At 54.4% G+C, this 23,552-nt stretch carries 20 protein-coding genes and 1 pseudogene; 9 read left to right on the top strand and 12 right to left on the bottom strand.

Annotated elements, in window-relative coordinates:
- The first annotated feature begins 44 nt into the window (after positions 1 to 44).
- From Dvar_RS41555 to Dvar_RS41545, 3 genes are all read left to right on the top strand, one after another.
- A complete protein-coding gene (locus tag Dvar_RS41555) occupies positions 45 to 1,952 on the top strand; it encodes a propionyl-CoA synthetase (protein ID WP_419659348.1) in 1,908 nt (635 codons plus the stop codon).
- Between the two features lie 84 nt (positions 1,953 to 2,036).
- Positions 2,037 to 2,465 (top strand): thioesterase family protein, encoded by a 429-nt coding sequence (locus Dvar_RS41550; RefSeq protein WP_419659347.1) that lies wholly within the window; start codon positions 2,037 to 2,039, stop codon positions 2,463 to 2,465.
- Between the two features lie 330 nt (positions 2,466 to 2,795).
- Positions 2,796 to 4,961 carry an HDOD domain-containing protein gene (locus tag Dvar_RS41545; protein WP_419659346.1) on the top strand — a complete coding sequence of 722 codons (2,166 nt, stop codon included), beginning with the start codon at positions 2,796 to 2,798 and terminating at the stop codon, positions 4,959 to 4,961.
- Positions 4,962 to 5,127: 166 nt separating this feature from the next.
- Here Dvar_RS41545 and Dvar_RS41540 read toward each other — a convergent pair whose 3' ends face one another.
- The 5 genes from Dvar_RS41540 to Dvar_RS41520 all read right to left on the bottom strand — a co-directional run bounded on the left by Dvar_RS41540 (position 5,128) and on the right by Dvar_RS41520 (position 8,325).
- Positions 5,128 to 6,480 (bottom strand): response regulator, encoded by a 1,353-nt coding sequence (locus tag Dvar_RS41540; protein WP_419659345.1) that lies wholly within the window; start codon positions 6,478 to 6,480, stop codon positions 5,128 to 5,130.
- Positions 6,481 to 6,572: 92 nt separating this feature from the next.
- Entirely contained in the window at positions 6,573 to 6,782 is a 210-nt protein-coding gene (locus Dvar_RS41535) for an NAD(P)-dependent oxidoreductase (RefSeq protein ID WP_419659344.1), read from the bottom strand.
- Positions 6,686 to 7,048, bottom strand: a complete 363-nt coding sequence (locus Dvar_RS41530; RefSeq protein ID WP_419659343.1) for a hypothetical protein — start codon at positions 7,046 to 7,048, stop codon at positions 6,686 to 6,688. Before Dvar_RS41530 ends, Dvar_RS41535 begins: the two co-directional genes overlap by 97 nt.
- Positions 7,049 to 7,065: 17 nt before the next feature.
- Entirely contained in the window at positions 7,066 to 7,713 is a 648-nt protein-coding gene (locus tag Dvar_RS41525; protein WP_419659342.1) for a hypothetical protein, read from the bottom strand.
- A gap of 66 nt (positions 7,714 to 7,779) precedes the next feature.
- Complete coding sequence (locus Dvar_RS41520; protein WP_419659341.1) at positions 7,780 to 8,325, bottom strand: hypothetical protein; 546 nt, start codon at positions 8,323 to 8,325, stop codon at positions 7,780 to 7,782.
- 156 nt (positions 8,326 to 8,481) lie between these two features.
- On the opposite strand from Dvar_RS41520, the gene Dvar_RS41515 reads away from it, so the two are divergent.
- Positions 8,482 to 9,411 (top strand): hydroxymethylglutaryl-CoA lyase, encoded by a 930-nt coding sequence (locus Dvar_RS41515; RefSeq protein WP_419659340.1) that lies wholly within the window; start codon positions 8,482 to 8,484, stop codon positions 9,409 to 9,411.
- Between the two features lie 50 nt (positions 9,412 to 9,461).
- Here the strand turns inward: Dvar_RS41515 and creC are convergent, their stop codons facing one another.
- From creC to Dvar_RS41480, 7 genes and pseudogenes are all read right to left on the bottom strand, one after another.
- Positions 9,462 to 10,946, bottom strand: a complete 1,485-nt coding sequence (creC, locus tag Dvar_RS41510) for a two-component system sensor histidine kinase CreC (RefSeq protein WP_419659339.1) — start codon at positions 10,944 to 10,946, stop codon at positions 9,462 to 9,464.
- Entirely contained in the window at positions 10,943 to 11,629 is a 687-nt protein-coding gene (gene creB, locus Dvar_RS41505; protein WP_419659338.1) for a two-component system response regulator CreB, read from the bottom strand. Before creB ends, creC begins: the two co-directional genes overlap by 4 nt.
- Positions 11,601 to 12,419: an exosortase K gene (gene xrtK / locus Dvar_RS41500; protein ID WP_419659337.1), complete on the bottom strand. Its 819-nt coding sequence runs from the start codon at positions 12,417 to 12,419 to the stop codon at positions 11,601 to 11,603. The genes creB and xrtK overlap by 29 nt, the downstream gene beginning before the upstream one ends.
- A 33-nt stretch (positions 12,420 to 12,452) precedes the next feature.
- The gene (locus Dvar_RS41495) at positions 12,453 to 14,432 is read right to left on the bottom strand and encodes a VIT domain-containing protein (RefSeq protein ID WP_419659336.1); all 1,980 of its coding nucleotides are present in this window, start codon (positions 14,430 to 14,432) and stop codon (positions 12,453 to 12,455) included.
- A 535-nt stretch (positions 14,433 to 14,967) separates the two neighbouring features.
- Positions 14,968 to 16,209, bottom strand: a complete 1,242-nt coding sequence (locus tag Dvar_RS41490) for an ATP-binding protein (RefSeq protein WP_419659335.1) — start codon at positions 16,207 to 16,209, stop codon at positions 14,968 to 14,970.
- A gap of 336 nt (positions 16,210 to 16,545) precedes the next feature.
- Complete coding sequence (locus Dvar_RS41485) at positions 16,546 to 16,890, bottom strand: nucleotidyltransferase domain-containing protein (RefSeq protein WP_419659334.1); 345 nt, start codon at positions 16,888 to 16,890, stop codon at positions 16,546 to 16,548.
- Positions 16,891 to 16,951: 61 nt separating this feature from the next.
- Positions 16,952 to 17,068: pseudogene (locus tag Dvar_RS41480) on the bottom strand (nucleotidyltransferase substrate binding protein); the annotation flags it as partial.
- A gap of 380 nt (positions 17,069 to 17,448) precedes the next feature.
- Here Dvar_RS41480 and aroD point away from each other — a divergent pair.
- From aroD to aroA, 5 genes are all read left to right on the top strand, one after another.
- Complete coding sequence (gene aroD, locus Dvar_RS41475) at positions 17,449 to 18,222, top strand: type I 3-dehydroquinate dehydratase (protein ID WP_419659333.1); 774 nt, start codon at positions 17,449 to 17,451, stop codon at positions 18,220 to 18,222.
- Positions 18,223 to 18,370: 148 nt separating this feature from the next.
- Positions 18,371 to 19,930, top strand: coding sequence for an MFS transporter (locus Dvar_RS41470; protein WP_419659332.1), 1,560 nt, complete (start codon positions 18,371 to 18,373; stop codon positions 19,928 to 19,930).
- 385 nt (positions 19,931 to 20,315) lie between these two features.
- Positions 20,316 to 21,443: a prephenate dehydratase gene (gene pheA, locus Dvar_RS41465; protein ID WP_419659331.1), complete on the top strand. Its 1,128-nt coding sequence runs from the start codon at positions 20,316 to 20,318 to the stop codon at positions 21,441 to 21,443.
- Between the two features lie 3 nt (positions 21,444 to 21,446).
- Positions 21,447 to 22,274 carry a shikimate dehydrogenase gene (locus Dvar_RS41460; protein WP_419659330.1) on the top strand — a complete coding sequence of 276 codons (828 nt, stop codon included), beginning with the start codon at positions 21,447 to 21,449 and terminating at the stop codon, positions 22,272 to 22,274.
- Positions 22,275 to 22,283: 9 nt separating this feature from the next.
- On the top strand, positions 22,284 to 23,546 hold the full coding sequence (gene aroA / locus Dvar_RS41455) for a 3-phosphoshikimate 1-carboxyvinyltransferase (protein ID WP_419659329.1): 1,263 nt from the start codon (positions 22,284 to 22,286) through the stop codon (positions 23,544 to 23,546).
- The last annotated feature ends 6 nt before the right edge of the window (positions 23,547 to 23,552 follow it).

Here is a 23,552-nt window from a genome sequence, read left to right as displayed (position 1 = left end):
CCAACAAACAACCGATCACGGTCAACCCTTGAAAGGAAGCACTTATGAGCAACCAATACGACATTGATTATGCGGAATCGATTAACGATCCTGATGGGTTCTGGGGTAAAGCAGCCGAGGATTGCCACTGGTACAAACGTTGGGACAAAGTCCTGGATGACAGCAACAAACCCTTTTATCGCTGGTTTACCGGTGGAGAAATGAATACCTGCTACAATGCACTGGACCTGCATGTTGAAAACGGCCGTGGTGATCAGGCGGCGCTGATCTATGACAGCCCGGTGACCGATACGATAAAAACCTATACCTATCGTGAATTGCGTGATGAAGTTGCCAAATTTGCCGGTGTGCTGGTTGCCCAGGGCGTCACCAAAGGCGACCGGGTGCTCATTTATATGCCCATGATTGCCGAGGCGGCCATTGCCATGCTCGCTTGTGCGCGTATCGGTGCGATTCATTCGGTGGTATTCGGCGGATTTGCCGCCAAAGAACTGGCCACACGGATCAATGACGCCAAGCCCAAGGTCATCGTATCCGCTTCGTGTGGTATTGAAGTCAAAAAAGTAATCGCCTATAAGCCACTTTTGGATAAAGCCATTGATATGGCCGAGTTCAAACCCTCATCCTGTATCGTGATTCAGCGCCCCATGGCGAAAGCCGAGATGATTGACGGCCGCGACGTGGACTGGACCGATGCCATGGCGTCGGCACAGCCCGCCGACTGCGTGCCGGTGGCCGCCACCGATCCGCTCTACATTCTTTACACGTCGGGAACCACCGGCCAGCCCAAAGGCGTGGTGCGGGACAATGGCGGGCATATGGTAGCCCTGAAATGGACCATGAAGGCCATTTATGACATCGATGCCGGCGATGTGTTCTGGGCCGCATCGGATGTGGGCTGGGTGGTCGGACACTCCTACATCGTCTATGCGCCGCTGCTCAAAGGTGCAACGACCATCGTTTTCGAAGGCAAACCTGTGGGGACCCCCGATGCGGGCGTGTTCTGGAGAGTCATTTCCCAACACAAAGTGAAATCCCAGTTTACGGCACCCACCGCCTTCCGCGCCATCAAACGTGATGATCCCAAAGGCGAGCTGATCAAAAAGTACGATCTTTCAAATTTCAAAATTCTCTTCCTGGCCGGTGAACGCTCCGATCCGGATACGATCCAGTGGTCGGAAAACAACCTCAAGGTTCCTGTCATCGATCACTGGTGGCAGACCGAAACCGGCTGGGCCATTGCGGCCAACTGCATGGGATTGCATCAATTTCCGGTGAAATACGGATCCCCCACAAAGGCAGTGCCCGGTTGGAATCTGCAGGTGGTCGATTCCAATTGCCAGCAGGTTGCACCGGGTGAAATCGGTGCCCTGGTGGTGAAACTGCCGCTGCCTCCGGGAACCCTGCCCACCTTGTGGCAGAATGACGACCGGTTTGTCGAATCCTACCTGGAAGAGTTCCCCGGCTACTACAAAACCGCCGATGCCGGGTACATCGACGACGAGGGGTATGCGTATGTCATGTCCCGTACGGACGACATCATCAACGTGGCAGGCCATCGGCTTTCCACCGGCGCCATGGAAGAGGTCCTTTCCGATCACCCGGATGTGGCTGAATGTGCCGTACTGGGTGTCGAAGATAAACTCAAAGGGCAGGTGCCCATCGGTTTCATGGTCCTCAAAGCCGGCGTCGATCGCCCCCATACCGACATTCAGAAGGAAGTCGTTCAGATGGTCCGCGACCGCATCGGGCCGGTGGCCGCCTTCAAGACCGCCACGGTGGTCAAACGTCTGCCCAAAACGCGGTCAGGCAAGATTCTGCGCGGCACGATTCAGAAAATCGCCGACAACAAAGAATACAATGTGCCGGCCACCATTGATGATCCGGAAATTTTGGGTGAAATGGAAAGTGCTCTGAAGGGCATCGGTTATGCGGGTGCCAGGCCCAATTAATCACCATTGATTTATTGCTGATAAAACGCCGGAGCGTATCCTACGATCGCGCCGGCGTTTCTTTTTAAATTAAAAGGAGGATGAATGAAATCGACATTGGTTCCCGGTCTTGAACATGAATTTCGCTTTTGCGTCACCGATGCCCAGACCGTACCGGCCCTTTTCCCGGAGGCCGATGAATTTCAAGTCATGCCAACGGTTTTTGCCACCGGATTCATGGTGGGCTTGTTTGAGTGGACCTGCATTCAGGCTTTAAAGCCGCATTTGGATTGGCCCGATGAGCAAACCGTGGGGACGCACGTTGATGTCAGCCATGTGGCCGCCACGCCGAACGGATTCGCGGTGACCGTCAAGGTCAAACTGGTGGAAGTGGATCGGCGCCGGCTGGTATTCGAAATCGAAGCGCACGATGATGTGGATCTGATCAGCCGCGGCCGGCACGAACGGTTTGTGATCAATAAGGCCGCGTTTGACCTCAAGTTAAAGGAGAAAAATACTAAGGCCGGGAATTGACAATATTCCACTTGCCAAATTTGAAACGCTCAACTTCCTTTTTCTTTTTCGCCTGTATCGCTTTACATCTAATCTTAGTGTCAAGATCAGGTATGCCAACAGCCACGGCTGTTGGCATTTATTTTTGTGATAGCGATAAAGGCCCGTCCACAACCGTTGGCGAATCGGTGTGAAAACGGTCAAGTTTTGTCCTAACCTGCCGATATTCCATTTGTTCAGCGGACCTCTATTCTAAGTGGCCCACAATCAATAGCGCACTGCAAGCCAACACCAATCGTCACGGTTTTGAAAAAAGCAGCCCCCTTTTTTTTCTATGGAGCGTTTGAATTGATGATGGATCAGAAAAAAATTTTCAGCAGACTCTCAACGCTGACCAATCTTCCAACCCTTCCGCATATTTTGTTGAAACTGATCGAAGCCTGCAACCAGGACGACCCGGATTTGAATGCAATCGGGGACATGGTCTCCAAAGACCCGTCACTAAGCGCCAAAATTCTGAAACTGGTCAACTCCGCTTTTTTGGGATTGCCGAGAAAGGTGGATATGATCAGCCATGCCGTTGTTCTTGTGGGCACCAGCGGAATTAAAAATCTGGCCATTTGTGCCTGCGTCTATGATGTGTTCCCAAAATCAACAGGAACCGCCAGTACCTTTGATCTGAAAAGATTCTGGTGGCATTCGCTTCGCTGTGCGTTCATGGCCAAACACCTGGCAGCCTCCCAGAATACCGGTCACCCCGATGAAGCATTCTTGTCAGGCCTGCTGCACGATATCGGCAAGGTGATTTTATGGACAACTTTCAAAAAAGACTACGAAACCTTGCTATACCAATGCGGAGATAATACCGATCTGCTGCTTACCGGCGAGTCCCGCATGGGGGCGACCCACGCCGAGGTTGGAGCATGGTTGCTGGATCGCTGGAAACTGGATTCATCCATTGTCGATTGCGTTCGCTACCACCATGAACGGGCCGATCGCATCACGCATGCCATTACCATGGTACAGATCATCCATGTGGCCAATTTACTGTGCAGGGACAGCACAGATGAAATCGATGAGGGGGTCGCATTAGCCGATCGTCTGTTCAATCTTGATCCGTCACGATGCCAGGCGATTTTGACCCTATCCGATGAGGAGGCCAGGCATGTCGCCAATTCATTGGATATCAATATCGATTCCACAGCGGTTGATGGTTCCATTCCCGATGAAAAAGACAAACAGATCCGCAACCGCCTGAGATGTGAAGTCAAGGACCTTTCTCTGACCATGGGTATCCTCGAAGGATTTCTCACGGCCGAGGATACTAGTGATATCTTAAGATGCATGGGCGATGGAATCAAACTGCTTTTTGATATTCAGCAGGCCATTTTTTTTCTCACCGAAAAGAAAAGAGATGCGCTTGTCGGATTTCTTCCGGATCAGACGGGAACCTATATCAAACACCCGCAATTTGCCATTTCCATGCAAATGCATGGCAGTATATTGGTCGATTGCCTCAAAAAGCGTTGCGAGATGGATTCGTTTGCCAGCGGACTGAAAGCACCGTTGTCGATCATTGACGAGCAGATTATCCGATTGCTCGGTGGCAAGGGCATGTTTTGTCTGCCGCTGATCGTTCATAATGATCCGGTGGGGGTGCTGGCGGTGGGCATTGAAAGCGATGATATTCCTGTTTTGCTGGAAAATAAAAGGATTTTACGTCTTGTGATGCACAAAGGGGCTACCGTGCTTCGTATGGAGAACATCCGTCGCCGGGAAATGCAAATGGTCCATGCCAAGCGAATGGAAGCTTCCATCGATCTGGCCAGACGCATTATCCATGAAGTCAACAACCCGCTCAGCGTGATCAAAAATTACATCAAAGTGGTTGAAATGCGGATGGCGGAAGCAGGACTGGAACATGATGAGTTGAGAATAATCAATGAAGAAGTTTCACGCGTTGGCCGTCTGCTTCAGAAATTGACCTCTTTTTCAAAAAGCGAGGTCCCAGCCAAGGCAACCGCCAACGCCAATGCACTGCTGGCAGATATTCTGGCACTATTTGGCCAGGGGCTTATGGACAGAAGCAAAATTGATCTTTACAGCGACCTGGACCCCGACCTGCCGGCCGTTGCCGCCCATCCGGATGGGCTGAAGCAGGTCTTTATCAACCTGATTAAAAACGCGATTGAAGCCATGTCTGAAAATGGCGGGCGACTTGACGTGCAAACACGGTTTCTCTCAACGCCGTTAGGCGTAAAATCTGCGGGGCGCAAGACAGGCGGCAATGGTCATGTTCAGATCATTTTTCGGGATAACGGGCCGGGAATTGAGGAATCCGTGAGGGAAACGCTTTTCGATCCCTATGTCAGCACAAAAAAAGGCCCGCATTCCGGACTGGGGCTGTCGGTCGTCCACAACATCGTCAAGTCTTTTCGCGGCGACCTTGTCTGCGATAGCACGCCTGGTGAGGGAACGACGTTTACGGTTGAGCTGCCCGTGCAACCCCCAAGGTGAGCGCCAAAGGGCGCAGGAAAAAAATAATTACACCATCTTGCTTGTCCTTGCGCCCGTCCACGGCGTTCCATCCGTCGGCACAGATTCCAAATATGCACCGGCGGATGAGCCTTGTGGACGAACACAAATCCGGCGCAATCTGGCGTAATTATTTTTTTCCTGCACCCTAACCTTTTTTATATAGCTCCGGATACAATTTTCGGGCACACTCCGGGCAGAGGCCATGGCTGAACGCAGCATCGGAATTGCTTTGGATGTATTCCTCGATCTGGTTCCAATATCCGCTGTCGTCGCGGATTTTTTTACATGATGCGCAGATGGGCAGCATCCCACTCAGTCGCTTTACTTTGGCAAGGGCTTGTTTGAGCTTTTCCGATTCCTCTTGCAGTTTTTTCTCGGCACGCTTACGAGCCGAAATGTCACGGCCTACCGCCTGAAATTCCGTCAGATCACCATCTTCATCACGAATGGCTTCAAACCGCCATTGCTGCCAGCAAGTGATCCCGTTTTTGTCGACAACCTCGAATTCGAGTTCGATTGGCGCCCTGCCGGATCGAATGGCTTCGAACGCATTCAGCAGCCTGGGCTGAATTGATTCCTGGATGAAGGCCGTAATCGGCATGCCGATCATGGACCGTAAGGGGGTCGCCTGGGTGGATGCAAAGGTTTGATTGACGAATGTGATGAGTAATTTTGAATTCAATCGATACAAAAAATCCTGCTGGCTATCGATGATTCTGCGATAGCGCTCACGGCTGTTGGACAGGGTATATTCTTTTTCCCGCTGAGCGGTCATGTCGCACATCAAGGCCACGCCATAGGCGGTGCCGCCGATTGGTTCAGGTATCGGGTCGACCCGTTTACACACCACGACCGACTGGCCGTTGGGATCTACCAGTTCAGCCTTGCCATTCCAGGGCATTCCGGTCTCCACTACCTTTCGAATCTGCTCATCGGTGGCTGCATGTCCTTCAATATTGAACGCAACGTCGGCTGAATGCCCGCTACCACCATTATTTACGCCGATCAGTTTTCCATAGGCCCCGTTGGTATAAACAATGTTGCCATCGGAATCGCCAACCACAATCGCTGTCGATGAGGCACCCACCGCATGTTTGAACAGTTCCAGTTCCCGCTGATGCCATTGGCGTTTGAGTACCGTATTGACCGATGCAATGAGCACATTGGGGTCAAACGGCTTTTTCAGATAGTCTGTCGCGCCTTTTTTCAGTGCCGTGATGGCATGCGTTTCAGAGTGCTGGCCGGTGACCACGATCACGCGGGTATCCATCTGTCTGTCGACAAGCTGGTCGATGAGTGTGAACCCGCATTGATCGTCTAACTTCAAATCAAGCAGGATCAGGTCAAAATGGCCGTTCTGGAGGGCATTTAGTGCATCGGGAAGGGTTGTACTTGTTTGAACGTCGAACCCGTTTGCATTTAACAGCGATTGTATGCTCTCACACATGTTGGGGTCATCTTCCACCACCAGAATTTTTGAATCTGTCAATTGATGCATCGATCTGATAACTCCTGAAGAATTCAGTTGAGGATTCAACAATTATCTGTTTTTTAACCAAATGATGTTGATCGGGGCATCACCCTGCTTGGTTATGGGGGGGGCAATCCGGCCTCGATGCGTTGGATATTCTCCACCACCCCGGCAACAATCCCCTGCATGGAACGATCGGTGGAACCGCCCACATGCGGGGTGGCCAGGACGTTCAGATTGAAAAGCGGGTCATTGGGATCCGGCGGCTCTTCCCAGAAGACATCCAGGCCGGCACCGGCGATGGTGCCGCTTGAAAGCGCCCATTCCAAGGCATCCCGATCCCTTTCTTTGTGGCCGCGGCAATATCAACGCCCTCCAACCCTGATCCGCACTGCTGAATCAGTTTCAATCGATTGGCATCCAGCAGTGTCTCACGGGTGATGGGACACATGGTCGGGATGAGTACATCGATGCCGGCCAGACTCTGGATGGCAAATTCGCCGGTAGCGGTAAAATGGTGTGACGGCAGTTTTTTGCGCACCAATTCCAGGAATCCGCCCCAGGCGTTTTCCGGGGCGGCAAACAGAATGTTCATGATTTCGTTGTTCCTTTCTAATCCAGATCCACCCTTGACCATCTGGCATCCTTAGCTCTCAAGATAAGGGCGCGATTCTCCGATGTTTGCAGGGTGATCTTGTTGTAAGTGGCCTTGATGGCCACGATCTCCTCCTGCCGTTTGAGGCGTATCTCAGCGGCACCGCGGCGATAGGCGGAAAACCCATAGGCGCGGCTGGAGGTGACCACGGCGGCCACACGACCTTCGGCCTGGCTGGCCACCACCGATTCGCCGATGGGCATCGGGGTCTGAAAAAAGCCGTCGGTGTAGGTGCCCAAGGCCACAATGCGTTCATCGGTCAGCATGACGACCAGGTGGGCGGCCAGCAGCATTTCCGGCGTGCTCCGTTTTTCTCTGATTTTCAGATCGAGCATGTTCCATCCGCCCGAGGTGATGGATACGGCCAGCAGCCGTTCATTGGTCAGAATGGCTCCGACTTCTCCTTTTGCCCCCTCCCAAAGAACGTTTTCTCCCGGTTTGATGCTCTCGGGAAACGCACGCCGGCCATCGACCGATGCCGTAAACTGATTGTCGGTTACAAAAATTTCAACCAGATCCTCGACCTCTTCGTAGGCTTCTGCGGCCATTGGCAATATGATCAGAACGACCATCAACGCCAAGTTTCTTACCGATAGAGAAATCATTATTTGCTTGCTCCTTGGTGGGTTGCAAACGGACAGGGACCACCCTTACACCATCTTACCCCTGGGTCAAGCGCTTGCATGGAAAATCTCATCGGTTGTAAGCGGGTAGCGGCTGTGGTAACCGGGCACGAAAAAGGTGGCCCGCCAGAATGCAAGGGTCAGCAGCACTCGGGGAGCCTGAACGATGCGGTCCGGCAACAGGTGATACCAGCGGTAACCGATATCGGTAAAAAGGTTGCGACAGACCGCTTCATACCCCAACTGCCTTGCAGCTGCCAGGGCTGCGTCGCGCCGGCAGCGGGATCCGGCAACGGACCGAAAAATGCGTCGGTCCGGGCCGAAGTCGATCAGCTGATCCCGGATCTGTTTGAATTCCTGGAACCGCGATCGGGCGTCCAGCTGCGCGAAAGCGGCAATGATTCCCCCACCCGCGATGGTTATCACCTTGAGCGGGTGTTTTTCTATGAACACCGTCACCAGCACGATCAACACCAGCGTGATCAGGGTGATGGCATGCAGCAGTAAACCGGACATCAGGTAACTGGCCGCAGCGGACCAATGAATCCGGCTTGATGCACCGGCTGCAGGGGGTTGAAAAAATAAAGCAGGCATGCGCACTATAAAAATTGAGGTTGCCGCCTTTTCATGAAGAACATGGGCAAAAAATAGCGATTAAAATCGATTCGCGGCAGTATGCCACGACAACCGCGATGATTTCAACAGTCGTCTGCGCTGCGGCAACGATTCGCGACAGCAAAGGAACGCACAATGAGCGTCGACTCAAGCCAAACCAAGCTATCCATTGAAGATCAGACCTTAAGGGATGGCCTTCAGATGGAATCCCGAATCTTCAGCCTGGAAGAAAAACTGCACCTGTTCGAGCTGATATCCAAAGCGGGCGTAAAGCGCCTTCAGGTGGGATCTTTTGTGCATCCCCATATCATACCCCAAATGGCCGACACCGACGAATTGATTCGCACTATCGGCAAATCGGATTCTTTGGTCGTGTCGGCGCTGATTTTAAACGACAAGGGATTGGAACGGGCCATGCGTTGCGGGGTGTCGCACCTGAACATGTCCGTTTCGGTCAGTGACACCCACAGCCGCAAAAATGCCGGGCGCCCGGCGGCCGACGCGCTTTCGTCCATGACCGGCCTCATTATTGATGCCCTGAACGCCGGTCTGGACGTGCGGGCCGGGCTGCAATGTGTCTTTGGCTGTGTTTACGAAGGGCGCATGTCAGCGGATAGCGTGCTGCGGGCAACCGAAAAGATGGTGGCCACAGGGGTCAGGGAAATCAATCTGGCTGATACCACCGGCATGGCCACGCCCCTTGCCATTCGCCGTATGGTTGAGCGGGTACGCAGCGAATTTCCGGACGTCGCCATTAGCCTTCACCTGCATAACACCCGTGGTTTGGGCCTGGCCAATCTGTTTGCCGGTTTTGAGGCCGGGGTCAAAAGCTTCGACACCTGCACCGCCGGCCTGGGCGGATGTCCATTCGTCAGGGGGGCGGCTGGCAACGTGCCCACCGAGGATGCGGTGAACATGTTCGAATCCATGGGCGTTGCCACGGGGATCGATCTTGCGGCCCTGTGCGAGGCGGTGGTTTATCTGGAAACCATCCTGGGCCGATCCCTGCCTGGTCATATGCAGCGGGTTTTGGCCCAGGCCAAAGGGTGTGTGACGGTTCCCTAAACGCCTGTTTGATAAATCCGTACTTCAAAAACAGGCGCTAAGAGGTTCCATTACTTCATCTGGCTGGCCATGGGTGGCCTTGAAAAGCGTTTGACCCGCGGGTCATTTTTTATCGGCAGTGTCAGTACTGCCATTACACCACCGGATGGACGGTTGTGCAGCTTGACATGGCCGCCATGCAACAGGGCCACCTGCCTGACCAGATTGAGCCCCAGGCCGGTGCTCTTGCGGCCGCTGTCCGGGCGCTTGAGAGAGTAGAACTTGTCGAAGATCTTTTCCAGAGCGTAATCAGGGATCGGGGGGCCGCTGTTTTCGATCTGAAGCCGCACGAAAGTGCCATCGGAGGTTGCTCTAATGGCGATTTCTGTCTGCGACCGGCTGAAATCGATGGCATTTTGAAACAGGTTGGCCACGGCCTGACGGAGCCAGAACGCATCGCCGAAAAGCATTTTTGTTTTGTCGACGTTTATGGCCACGTCAATGTCTTTGGCCATGAGCATAGGCTGTTTGCTTTCGATCACCTCGTCAACGAGATCGGCCAGGCGGATCTTTTCCCGTTTGGTGATTTGCTGCTTGGTTTCTAACGCCGACAGGGTCAGCATCCGGTCGACGATATTCTGAATCCGGTTGGCTTCGGTGCGGATGTGGGTCAAAAAGCGCTTACGCCTCTGGGGGGGGACATTTTCTTCCAGTAATTCGGCCGATCCGCGGATGGCGGACAACGGGCTCTTCACTTCATGGGTCAGCTGCTGGACATAGCGCTCCACATAAGCCTTACCCTCCAGGGTCTTTTGCATCTTTTGCAGGGCGCGGCCCATGGTGCCGATTTCGGTGCGGTCCAGGCGTGGAAATACAGCATGCCGGCCTTCGGATACAGCATTGGCATAACGGGTCATGCGTCCGATGGGCCGGGTGATCCACAGGGCTACCAGGTAGCCCAGCACCACGGCCAGCAGCCCCGAAAGCATGACGACCTGGATGATTCGGGGTTTGGCCTGTTTCAGGAAGCTGTTGATGTTGGTGGTGGGTTTGGCCACGCTCAAGACACCGGCCAGTCGTCCGTCGACCATGATCGGGGCGCCTACGAAAAGCACCGAGGACGTGGGATCGGTTGCATCAGCCAGGCTGGTGCGGGCACCATAGTCGCCGTTTAAAGTCAGGCCGACGTCCCGCCAATGGGTGTAATTCTCGCCGATTTGAGCCGGGTCCTGGGAATGAAAAAGCACTTTGCCGTTGGCGTCGGTGATGTAGACCGCCGGATCAACGACGGTTTTGGTGAGATGGTAAATCTGCACGTCGAGCGGGCGCTTGTAGATGACCTCGAAGGTTTTATACAGTCTGCCGGGATCGAAGCGGTCTTCGGCCATCATCTGGCCCACCATGCCGGCCAGGATGTGGGCCTGGTCCACGAGGGGATCCTCCACCCCTTCCAGGTAGCGGGTACGCAGGGTGTCCAGCACCCATCCCACAGGGTATGCGAAACAGATGAAAAAAATGACCAGGTAACAGCCGAAAATGCGTAATCCGAGTTTCATGGCGATTCGATTAGTTCTTTCAGGGCGTAACCGGTGCCGCGGTGGGTGACGATGGGGTCGATGCCTGGTTTGACGGCCTTGAGCTTGGCCCTCAGGTTTTTGATATGGGCATCCACGGTTCGGTCCATGCTGGCTTCGGGCTCATCCCAGATGGCCGCCATGAGCTGCTCGCGGGTAAAAACCTGGCCCGGCCGGTGAATCAGGGTGCGCAGCAGGTCGAATTCGGTTCGCGAGAGTTCCAGCGGCCGGCCAAAGTAATCGATGCGGCGCCGGTTATCATCCACAGCCCAGACCGTCTCTTCTGTCGAAGGGGCATGGTTGGGCTGGGTGCGGCGCAGCACCGCCTTGACCCGCGCGGTCAGCTCCCGGGGGCTGAAGGGCTTGACCACGTAGTCGTCGGCACCGATCTCCAACCCCACCACGCGGTCCACCTCCTCGTTTCTGGCAGTCAGAAAAATGATCGGCAGGGCACTGGTCTGCCGGATCTGTTTGCAAAGTTCGAAGCCGTTGATGTCCGGCAGGCCGATGTCCAGAATGACCAGATCGATTCCATCGGAGTCGATCTCCTGCAACGCTTCCTGGCCGGTGGGCGCAATTAACGGCGTGAATCCTTCCGTTTCCAGGGCATACTGGATGGTGTCGGCGATTGCCGGTTCATCCTCCACGATCAATATCTTTGCCATTTAGCCAATTCCTGTTTGAATATTGAGCTAATAATTTAACCAGTCCAACGCCGCCCCACAAGGCGACGGCAGCCGCCAAGACCGTCACCCCATGCTTGCCGAATGCGGGCAGGGGGGGCCGGAACAACAGGTTCACCGCCGGTACCCCCACGGCCCCTGCAAGGTACCACAAAAGGGGCAGCCATGCCGGCCAGATGATGCGATCCAACCGGGGGTGCGGATCGAAACGATCCGCCAAGGCGTTTATTATGGGCTGCAGCCCTTTGAAAAACAAGCCCAAAGCACCGAGATAAATCCAGACCCCGGCAAGGCGGTGGAGCAGCTCAGGCGTGAGCCAGGCACCATAGACGTCCGCCTGGTAAAGAACCATGGACACGGCGATGCGCAGCGTGTTGACCCCTAACGTCAATACATAGGCGCCGGCAAGCGCGGCGGCCATCCAAATGGCCAGCACGGTAAAGATCCGCAACCGTCCGAGGGCGCAATATACAGCCAGCCCAAAAGCCATGATCATGAAATTGATCCCGGCGCAGGCCGGTACGATGATGATTCCCCGGTCAAAATCCGCATACCCGACCCCGGCTTCCCACACCGGGGTCGCACTGGTCAGCCAGGCGATCAGGCGTGCCGTGGGAGACAGTATCCAGGTCAATTGGTCCGGCCCGGCCAGGCTGTAATGGCGTTTGAACATCAGCATGACAGCAACGGCCAGCATGGCGGCCAGCAGCCGGTTGATCCGCCAGTGGACAGCGGCCAGGTCTGATTGGGGATCGGCGATGGCAAGGTTCATTACAGGCTTCCTCCTGTGGGTCAGACATCATGCTCAGGATCGGCGCCGGCGCAAAACCATCCAGAGTCCCAGTGGAATGGCCGCTATCAGCATCACTCCCAGATCCGGTTCCGGCACATGGCGTGCGCCCACGGCCAGGTTGGATACGTGTTGGGGCAGGGGCAGGGGTTGATCCACATCCGTTGCCGGAGCGGCGGTATTGCGAACCTTTTCGTGGACGGCCACAAAGCTGGTATGGGCGGTCAGCATATTGTAGGCCAACCCGATTTGGGTCACCTGTTCCTTGATCTGTTCGTCATCCTCGGTTACCGAAAAGTCGCTCAGCCGCGCCAGCCGCTTACGGGCCCACAGGTAGGGCAGGGCTCCGTTATCGTCCGCTGGCAACGCCTCGGCAACATGGAAGACTTCCGCATATGGGCCCTGGCCGCCGGTGCCCTTGATCTCGATGGTGCCCTGCCGCTCCCCGCGCCACTTGCCGCAGACGATCAAGGGGCGCTGGGCAAAAAGATCGGCCGGTTGCAGGGGCTCCACGTCATAGGCGTCGAAACCGTCGATCTCGATCTCGATGTCCGTGAGCACCGGTGCCGCGATATAGCGTCTGAAACGGGCGGCGGTGGCGGCGGCCTCCTTGGGCTCGGTGACCACAAAAGGCTCGCCCTGGCCGGCCTTGGCTATTCCTTCGATCAGGTGGCGATTGACACTGCTGCCGATGCCGAAGGCAAACACATTGCACTGTCCCGCCTGATCGGCGATACGGCTGAACACCGCTTTTTCCGCGGCAATATATCCATCGGTGACCACAACCATGGTGCGGGCATAGCCTTCATCGCGCGGCAGGTTCAGGCCGGTGGAAAGGGCCCGGTCCAGTTCGGTGCCCCCGCCGCCATCCTGGTCGTCGACGAAATTGACCGCGGCCTGAATCTGGGCCGGGTCGGCGGTAATCGATCGGGGGGCCAGCAGGCGGGCCGCGCCGGCGAAAAGGATCACATTGAAGCGATCCTCGGGCCGCAAGCCCGCCAACAGATCCTTGATCAGCACTTTGGCCGTATCCAGCGGGAACCCATGCATGGAGCCGGAGACATCCAGCACAAAGATATACTCCCGAGGCGGGATGGCGTCCGGAGTGACGCGCTGGGGGGGCTGGACCATGAGCATGAAGACGTTTTCCGCATCGCCCTCGTAGGTCATCAGCCCGGTTTGAATCTGGTCGCCGCTGAGGCGATAGTCCAGGATGAAATCGCGGTTGCCGCCGTGGGTCTCATCGGCCGCCAGGCTGATCTGCGCCTTGGATGGGCCGTCCCAGGTCACATCGGTGGCGTGGGTGGCGCAGGCCACCTGGCCGATGGGCAGGCCGCCAGCCAGGCTGACCTTTATATCAAAGGTGCTGGTGGGATCTTGGTCTTCGGTCAGGTAGGGGTTTTGCAACCACCTGTGGTGATCGTCGGCACCTTTCTCGGGGATGGTTGAATAGCGCGGACCGACCACCGTGGGATAAACGAATTGGTACAGGCCTTCCTCGGGCACCAGCAACTCGCTGTAGTGCAGGTCGATGGCAATGGTTTCACCGGGCATGACATTGGCGACATGCATGGAAAACACATTGGGCCGCTGCTGCTCGAGCAGTGAGGCGCTTTTGCCCGCTGCTTTGGCCTTTTTAAACGTTTGCCGGGCTTTCTGACGGGCCTCTATTTTGGCTTCGATGACCTCTTCGCCCACGGTCATGCGCATTCCATGGACCGCTGCCCGCGTGCTGGCCGGAAACACATAGCGGGCGTTGATCGGCCGGGTACCCGTGTTGGTATAGGTCTGGGTTACCTTTACATCGGCGATCACCCCGCTGATGGCCGCCTTAACCGTTGTGGACTTTAATGGGAAACATTCCTGGCCCTCATCACCCCCCTCAACGAAAAAATAGGGTGAAAGGTGCCTGTCTTCATTTTCCGCCATTGCCGGTCCGACTCCGGCTGACACTACACTCCAGATTACAAAAAAAATCACCGCTGCCTTTCCCATTATAAACCTCCTGATGAAAAATTGGTTCGCATCTACTGTTGGAGTGCATCCTGCCCGGGATGGGTGAAATAAAAATGAAGGTTTTGTGAAAAGGGGATGAAAAGCGGATTTGACCGCTGTTTTTTAGGCTGAAAAGAGCTGTTTAAGAAACCCACGGTGAGCTTTTAGCAATTAGCCGTAAGTCCTTGTTTTATCTTTGATGACATGTTGAACTGGTGGATTATAAAATAGCCTTGGTACGAAACAACAGAAATGTAGCGGGTTTATCTCATGAGACCGGGCGATGGGATATGTCAATAAACCTGTTACGATATTAAGCACGAGCACGGCGGGCATTGGCGTTTTTTGGTGCTCGAACGGCGTAATTGATCATCATTTTTTACTATCGATCGACTTGGAAAATTGCTCCTTGATACCATTTTAATGACGGGAACAAGAAATAAGCGTTTGCAACAATGAAACAATGTCCCCTTGTAAATTATTTTCCGGCTGGCATGGGGTAGCGCCATACGCAGAACATGCGAAGAGTGGGGGATTAAATAAATGTTACCGGGAGTTGGATTATTCGATCCGCAAGAAGACGTATGTCGTCGCTGTTATTGATCACGATTCCCAACGGAAGATCATTATTATAAACGAAAGCTTTCAGGGCTTTCAGCTGGCGTAGCTTGACAGTGCTGCCAAACTTCACTTCGACAGGCAAAATGCCAAACGATCCTTCCAATATCATATCGATTTCAGCACCATTTTTCGTCCGGAAATAAAAGTAGCTCCAGTTGGTCAGCATGGTAGATTGAAGTCCCTTTATGATTTCCTCGAAAACAAAGGCTTCAAAAGTAGCGCCCACTTGCGGGTAAGTCAGGAGCTTGTTTCGCCGTGTGATTCCCTGGAGGAAGTGGGTCAGGCCACTGTCCCGGATATTGCCTTTGGGCATTTTGACAACCGATTTGCTAACACTTTTTTCGTAGCTGGGAATATTGCGCCAGATGTAACTTCCTTCGGCAATCTGGAGATAATCCCGAATGGATTTTTCGGAGATATCCAGCGATCTTCCAATCTCCGAGCGATTAATGATGGTGCCGCTAAGCGCAGTCAGCATCGATACGAACCGCTGATATTTAGACAGATCCAGCTTTGGGAAAAGGGATCTGATATCCCTATGGACATACGTCTGAACGTAGTTTTCCATCCAGCTTTCGTAAAAAAGAGCATCCTCAGCCAACACCGGTTCGGGATACCCTCCCGTTAGAAACATTTCCATCACTTGATCATGAGTAAGATGGGCTTTTAAGCTTTTGATAAATTCAGTGGTTTTGTGAGTCAGTGGCCCTTGAAAAAGTTGATAGAAATCGGGAATATTCAATCCGTAACGTTCGTTGGTTTTTAAGGTTGCCAATTCAACGATCCCCACGCGTCCGGCAAGACTTTCCGACACATTTTTTATCAATTCAAGCGAGCTGGAGCCGGTCAACAGGAACCGGTTTTTGCGTTGGCGATCACGGTCGACAACACCCCGTAGCTCCTGAAATAGATTTGGGAAGCGTTGAGCCTCATCGATAATAATGGAATGAGGATGTTCTTTGATGAAAAACTCAAAATCACGGGTGATAAAATCATAATCTATTCCACGCTCCAGGTCGAAATAACGCCATTTGGGGCGTAGAATTTGAGCGAGGGTTGTCTTTCCACATTGTCGAACCCCCAGGATAATGACAACCGGAAAGTTTTTCAGGAGGCGGTTGATTTTAATTTCAAGGTTGCGTTTTAAACCAGTCATATTCGTTTAATACCAACGAATTTTACTGGTGTCAATTTTTCTCGGCGAAAAAACATAAGGGCGTGTATACCATACCAGGGCAGGCACAGGCGCCTGCCCCTACGACGGAGGTGGGTTGAAATGAAATACGACTCCACACCGCACAAACGCCGATTCATTCGGTGGTCGGGGTATGATTATTCATTGTCCGAGGTGTATTTCGTTACGATTTGTACACAACATCGAAAATGTTGTTTTCGATGAAATCGTGGATGGCAAAGGCCGGCTGAATGATGCAGGAAAAAGGATTCAATCCGGCAAACATTGATACGATTTTTCAGGCGCTAAGATAACCAGTCAACGGTTTTCATTCGTCGATTTATTTTCTTGGAGGGCCGAACCCTGACGATAGAAAACAATGCCGACCCGCTCGATATGATCGATCAGGTCCTGGTTTTTGATTTGACGAAACAACGAAATATCAAATGTGTAAGGTAAAAGCAGATCATCAAGATCTAAACGGATCTTATTAAGCCGTTTTAAATCAAGTCCATGGCCTTTTACCGTGAGGTCGATATCAGAGCCGGGTCTGAAGTTGCCTTTGGCGCGGGAGCCGTATAAAACAACTTCCTCGACTTCAGAAAATTTCGATAGCACGTTGATAATCCGATCGACTATATCTTTGCTTAGACCGTATGGCATGCATTTTTCACTTTTTTGTGGCCGATTGCTCGAACCGGGAATGCAAACTATCTAATTTTTTCTCGAGTTTCCTGAAAAGGGGGTAGTATGTGCCCACCACGGCCCGACAGATTTCCTCGGCCACTTCTTCATTGTAAGTATGGGACGTCAGGTTCCTGCTCTGCAACATGTCCATCCAGTCCTCGCCATTGCTCTATCAATCCCAGCTCAAATGCTTTACGTGTGGCGTCTCGCGAACCGTAAATATCCTTATTTTTTGCACGATCGGCAAAAATTTCAGCCGGTCCGATAAAAAATTCAGGGACGTATCCGGTTCGAGCAAAGTGTTGGATGCGGCAAGCTTGACAATCGCCCTGTTTAGGATGGCACGACTTCAAAGGGGCCGCTTTGATATTTGACCGCTATCATTAGTGGATGATAAACATACCAAAAATCTATAGCATTCAAGATAATGCTTTTGGACTGCGTTATCGGTCGTCGCGGTATTGATTATACAGCTTCCTCCCTCTGGCCTTACCAAAAACATTATCTTAAACACTATATAAGAAGGAGAATTCGGTGAGATCCCAAAGCAAAAAACCGGTCAAGGTGGGCAATACCGTTATCGGCGGACCGGATCCGTTGATCTGTGTTCCACTGGTGGCAGCGGATAAAAAAGAATTGCTCGATCAGGCCGCGTCAATAAAGTCATTGTCACCCGATCTGGTCGAGTGGCGTGCGGATGGCTACAAAGGTATCGGTGAAATACCAGACTGTCTGGCGGCGCTTGATGCCCTGCGGTCGGTCATCGGTGGTATGCCGTTGATTTTTACCTGCCGGATCGAGGCTGAAGGGGGCATGCAACCGCTTTCCCAGGCCACCCGCAGGTGCATTATTGAGGCCGCGATCCAGTCGAAAGCCATTGACATTGTCGATATTGAATTGATCAATGACGATGAATTCATCGATGCCATAAGAAGCGCCGCCGGGAGCCATGGGATAAAACTGATCCTTTCCTACCACGACTTTACAAAGACTCCCAGGGAAGATTTTATCCTCGACAAACTCAAACAGGCCCAGAGGCTGGGTGCCGATATCGCCAAAGTGGCCGTGATGCCAAAGGGGGTTCAGGATGTGTTGACCCTTTTGGGCGCCACCCTGAAAGCGCGGTCAGAAGCCCTCGACATTCCACTGATTACCATATCCATGGCCCAGGAAGGGCTTGTCTCCAGAATGGCCGGCGGTTTGTTCGGCTCGGACATCACCTTTGCCTTGGGACAGGCCTCATCGGCGCCGGGCCAGATCCCCATTGACGCGTTGCGGCAGGCCATGAGCCTTCTCTATTCTGCCTGACTTTATTGTTGCATCGGGTTTTTGGTCTGCTTTTACATTTTAACGCGCATGGGCAAACTTGAATTGTTTGCAAAGCATGCGTATTTTCAAAATTTTGATGTAACCGGCGAAAAGCCGGGCAATCGAATACCAAACGATAAAGGCGACCATGGCCTCCCCTGCACCGTTATCCTCCCATCGCCGGGTGCTGTTGATCCTGGCCACCTTGCTGGCCTTATTCCTGGCGGCCCTGGACACCCTGATCATGAGTGCGGCCATGCCCACCATCGTGGCCGACTTAGGAGGCTTGCACCTTTACAGCTGGGTGTTTTCCACCTACCTGCTCAGTCGGGCCGTGGCCCTGCCGGTGTTTGGCAAGCTGGCCGACCTGTTTCCCAACCGCACCCTTTATCTGGTGTCGATCCTCATCTTTCTGGTGGGGTCGGTACTGGCCGGTATGGCCCGCAGCATGCTGGCGCTAACTGTGTTCCGGGCGATCCAGGGGATTGGCGCCGGCGGCAACTTCGCTTTAGTCTACATCGTACTTTCGGATATCAGCGAGCCTGAAAACCGCGGCCGCATGATGTCCTATGCCAGTTTTGTCTGGGGGCTGGCCAGCGTGCTGGGGCCGTCCCTGGGCGGATTCATCGTCAGCTGGGTTTCCTGGCGCTGGATTTTTTACATCAACATTCCCGTCGGCCTGTTGTCCCTGGCAGGTATCTGGTTCTTCCTGACCGAAACCCGTGAAAAACGACAAGTGATCGAGATCGACTATGCCGGTATCCTTACCCTGGTCGTAGCCATTTTATCCTTTTTAACCGTTTTTCTATTGGGCGGGCGTACTGTTGCCTGGGCATCCCTGCCGATTGTGGGATTGTCGGTCCTCTTTTTCCTTTCTGCTGCCGGATTTTACCTGGCTGAAAGACGCAGCCGGGAGCCGATTTTTTGCTTCGACTTTTTTCGCATGCAAGGCTTTACTACCGGCAATGGCCTGGTTTTTTTCAGCAGCGTGTCGATCTTTTGTCTGTCGGCTTTCAGCCCGCTGTTCATTCAAGGCGCCCTGGGACAATCGCCGTTTCAACTGGGGCTGGTCATGGTGTCGCTGAGTTTCGGCTGGTCGGGCGGGGCGCTTTTTTGCGGCCGCCAGGCCCATCGGTTCGGGGAAAAACCCTTTGCCATCATCGGCAGCCTGGTACTGATGCTTGGCTGCGCCATGACGGTTCGCTTCTCGGCCACTACCAACCTGTGGACCTGTGCCCTGGCCATCGGGATGGCCGGTGTGGGCATGGGCTTTACTTCCATTTCGACCTTGCTGATCGTCCAGAATAGCGTGGAAAAAAAAGACCTTGGGGTAGCCACCTCATCCCACCAGTTTACCCGCACCCTGGGCGGTACGGTGGGTATCGGCATCTGCGGCAGCCTGGTTACGGCCAAATTTGCGCGCATGGCCGATTCGCTCAATACAACAGCCCTTCAAGGGGCCATTGCACCGGAGATCATGAACCAGATCCGGCTTAACTTCGAGAATTTCTTTCGTTCGGATGTGCAGCAGCAGCTTTCTGAGAACGCGCTTGGGGTGCTCCACCAGGCCATCGGCAATTGTGTGATTGATGTTTTCTGGCTGGCACTGTTGGCCGCATTGATTTGCCTGATCTGGGGACTTCTCCTGCCACGACGGGCGATACTGTCCCCGCCGGCGACCTCAGCGACATCACAGAAAGGGCCTTGATCTTCTTTTCGGCTACCCGATGGCTTGATATCGGTGGTGGGCAATGCCCACCCAGTACACCTACTGGTGCCTTTTCAATAAATTAAGGCCGGAAAAAAGCTTGACAGGGAAGAGGCGACCTTGTATTTTTTCGCAAATTTGGCGCAAGAAAAGGATTTGAATTGATGTTTCGCTTTTACACCGGCAGCTATTTTTGCTTTTATTATTTTTTTAGCAAGGGTCTGCCTGGCGCGCGCTAAAATGTCCCAAAGAACCTAAAAGACAAACCAAGCCGTGGGCAGACCTCAAAACCCCACGGCTTTTTTATGCTTTAAGGGCCGTGGAGAACACTCTCCCCGGCCCTTTGTTTTATCCCGCAACGTTAGATGGAAGGCGGCTGATTATTATGGCAAAGAACGATACGGTAGGGAACGAACAAGACGCGAACTGCACAATGGGAACAAATATCTGTGATATCCGCCAATTGATTGATGATGTGGACAACACCATCTTGGAACTGATCAACAGGCGGCTGAACCTGGCCAAAAAAATCGGTGAACTCAAAAAAGACACCGGTAACCAGGTGGTGGACAGTACCCGGGAAAGCGAAATCTTGAAACGCCTGACCGCCCGCAACAAGGGGCCGCTCAACCCCAATGTGCTGCACCATATTTTCATCGATATCATTGCCGCGGCGCGGGCCATCCAGGCGTCTCAGCGGGTGGCCTATCTGGGCCCCGAAGCCACCTTCACGCATCTGGCGGCCACCAGCCAGTTCGGCTATTCCGTGACCTATGTGCCCCAGCCCAGCATCCGTGAAATCTTCAGCGAAGTGGAAAAGGGGGCCTGCGACTACGGGGTGGTGCCCGTGGAAAACTCCGTGGAAGGATCGGTGCGCCACACCCTGGATCTGTTTTTTGAATCGGATCTGTTCATCTGCGCCGAGCGCTATCAGCCGGTTTCCTACGACCTGCTGGCCCAGGAGGTCAGTCTGGGCGTGATCCAAACGGTGTATGCCCATTCTTCTGCCCTGAATCAATGCCGCGCCTGGCTCAATCAGTATCTTCCGCAAGCAGAGCTGAAAGAATGCAGCTCCAGCGCGTTTGCCGTTGAACAGGCGAAGAAGCAAAAAGCTGCGGCCGCCATTGCCGGTGTCGGTGCGGCCGCGCTGTTTGGTCTGGAGGCGGCGGCCTCCAAGATCGAGGACTTTTCACGTCCCCCCACGCGCTTTCTGGTCATCGGCAAAGAGCGGGTCCGGCCGTCGGGCAAGGACAAGACTTCCCTGATGTTCGCCCTGGCCCATGTGCCCGGGGCCCTGGCCAGTGCCCTGGCACCGATTACCCAAGCATCGATCAACCTGCTCAAGATCGAATCGCGTCCCACCCGGCATGAAAGCTGGAGCCATTTTTTCTTCATCGACCTGGAAGGACACATAGCGGATGGCAGCATCCAGCAGGCCATGGACATGATCCGGCCCCATGCCCTGTACCTTAAAAATCTGGGGTCCTATCCCATGCTCGGCCAGGGGGTGTAGCCCATGGACTTGCCAACCATCTCTCCCCGCACCCGGCTTTACGCGGTCATGGGTGATCCGGTAGCCCACAGCCTGAGTCCGCTGATGCACAATGCGGCCTTTGCGCAAACGGGCATCGATGGGGTATACGTGGCTTTTCACGTGACAGACCTGGCCGGTGCCGTGGCCGGGATCCGGGCTCTGAACGTCTCAGGATGCAGCGTGACCATTCCCCACAAAGTGGCCATCATGGATTTGATTGACGAGGTGGATCCAACTGCCCGTCAAATTGGTGCGGTCAATACCATTGTCAACGATGCCGGACGGTTGATCGGATTGAATTCAGACAGTCCCGGCGCCATGGCGGCGCTGTTGGAAAAGACCCCCGTGGCCGGCAGGCATACAGCCGTTATCGGTGCCGGCGGGGCGGCGCGGGCCGTGGCTTACGGCATCAACCACCACGGCGGGCGGCTGACCATTGTCAACCGCAGCCCGGACAAGGGGCGTCGGCTTGCCGACGAATTGGACGGTGCGTTCGTTGGGCTGGATGAATTCACCGGCGAGGGGATCGATATTCTGGTCAACACCACCTCCGTGGGCATGACCCCCGCAGTCGATCAGATGCCCGTGGCCCGCGAATGCCTGCGCACCGGCATGACGGTGATGGATATCGTTTACAACCCCATTGACACGCTGCTGCTGCAAACAGCCCGGCAGACAGGCTGCCAGGTGGTGGACGGGGTGGCCATGTTCGTGCACCAGGGGGCCATCCAGTTCGAGCGCTGGACGGGTCAGACGGCGCCGGTGCAATTGATGCGCGATATGGTTCTGGAGGCATTGAACACTAAATAAGGACATACCATGATTGAAATCAAACCTCATCGCATCGGCCGTTGCCGGGTCAGTGTGCCGGGTTCCAAAAGTTACACCCATCGCACCCTGATTGCCGCGGCCCTGGCCGATGGCACCTGCACGGTCAGGCGTCCGCTGCGCAGTCAGGATACCCTGTTGACCCTGGCGGCCCTGGAAAAAATGGGTGCCACGGCCGTCGACCGTGAGACCGTCATCGAGATCCAGGGGCAAAACGGCTCATTCAAACCCTGTGCCGATGAAATCTATCTGGCCAATTCAGGCACCTCCATGCGACTTTTGGCCGGTGTGGCGGCACTGGGCCAGGGCACATATACACTGACCGGCACACCGCGCATGTACCACCGGCCCATCGGTCACCTGCTGGATGCGCTGGTTCAACTGGGCATCGACGCCCGGGCTGTGGATGATAACGGCTGTCCGCCGGTACGGATTCCGGGCGGCCAGGCCACGGGCGGTGCGGTGACCATCAACTGCAGCGTGAGCAGCCAGTTCCTCTCCGCGCTGCTGCTCATGGCGCCGTGTACCGAAAAAGGCCTGTCCATTACCGTCTCCCACGGCCCGGTCTCCAGGCCTTACGTAGACATGACCGTGGATATCCTGGCCGATTTCGGTATCAAGGTTCAGCGCGACGGGTATACCCGCTTTGACGTGGCCGGCGGCCAGACCTACCGGGCCGGTGACTACACCGTGGAGCCGGATGCATCCCAGGCCGGCTATTTCTGGGGCGCGGCGGCCATTACCGGCGGTAGCGTGACCGTCGAGGGCGTGACCCGCGCGTCCACTCAGGGCGATGTGGGCCTGGCCAGGGTGTTTGAACGGATGGGGTGCCGGGTGGATGAGGATGAAAAAGGCATCACGGTTACCGGTGGGAAGCTTACGGCCGTGACCGTGGACATGGCCGACATGCCCGACATGGTACCCACCCTGGCGGTGGTAGCGGCTTTTGCCGAGGGCACCACAGTGATCGAAAATGTCTCCCATCTCAAGGCCAAGGAAAGCGACCGGCTGACCGCCACCTGCACCGAGCTTGGCAAAATGGGGGTTACCGCCGTGGCCGAGGCGGACCGGTTACTGGTCACGGGCGGCAATGCCCATGGCGCCGTGATCGACACTTATGACGACCACCGCATGGCCATGAGTTTTGCCATGGCGGGATTGATGGTACCGGGTGTTCGCATTAATGATCCGGATTGTGTGGAGAAATCCTTTCCCACTTTCTGGGAGGTCTGGAACACCCTTTACAACGGATGATTTTTC

This window comes from Desulfosarcina variabilis str. Montpellier (assembly GCF_048565275.1).
GTDB lineage: Bacteria > Desulfobacterota > Desulfobacteria > Desulfobacterales > Desulfosarcinaceae > Desulfosarcina > Desulfosarcina variabilis.
This window is presented reverse-complemented; position numbering and strand designations above follow the sequence as displayed.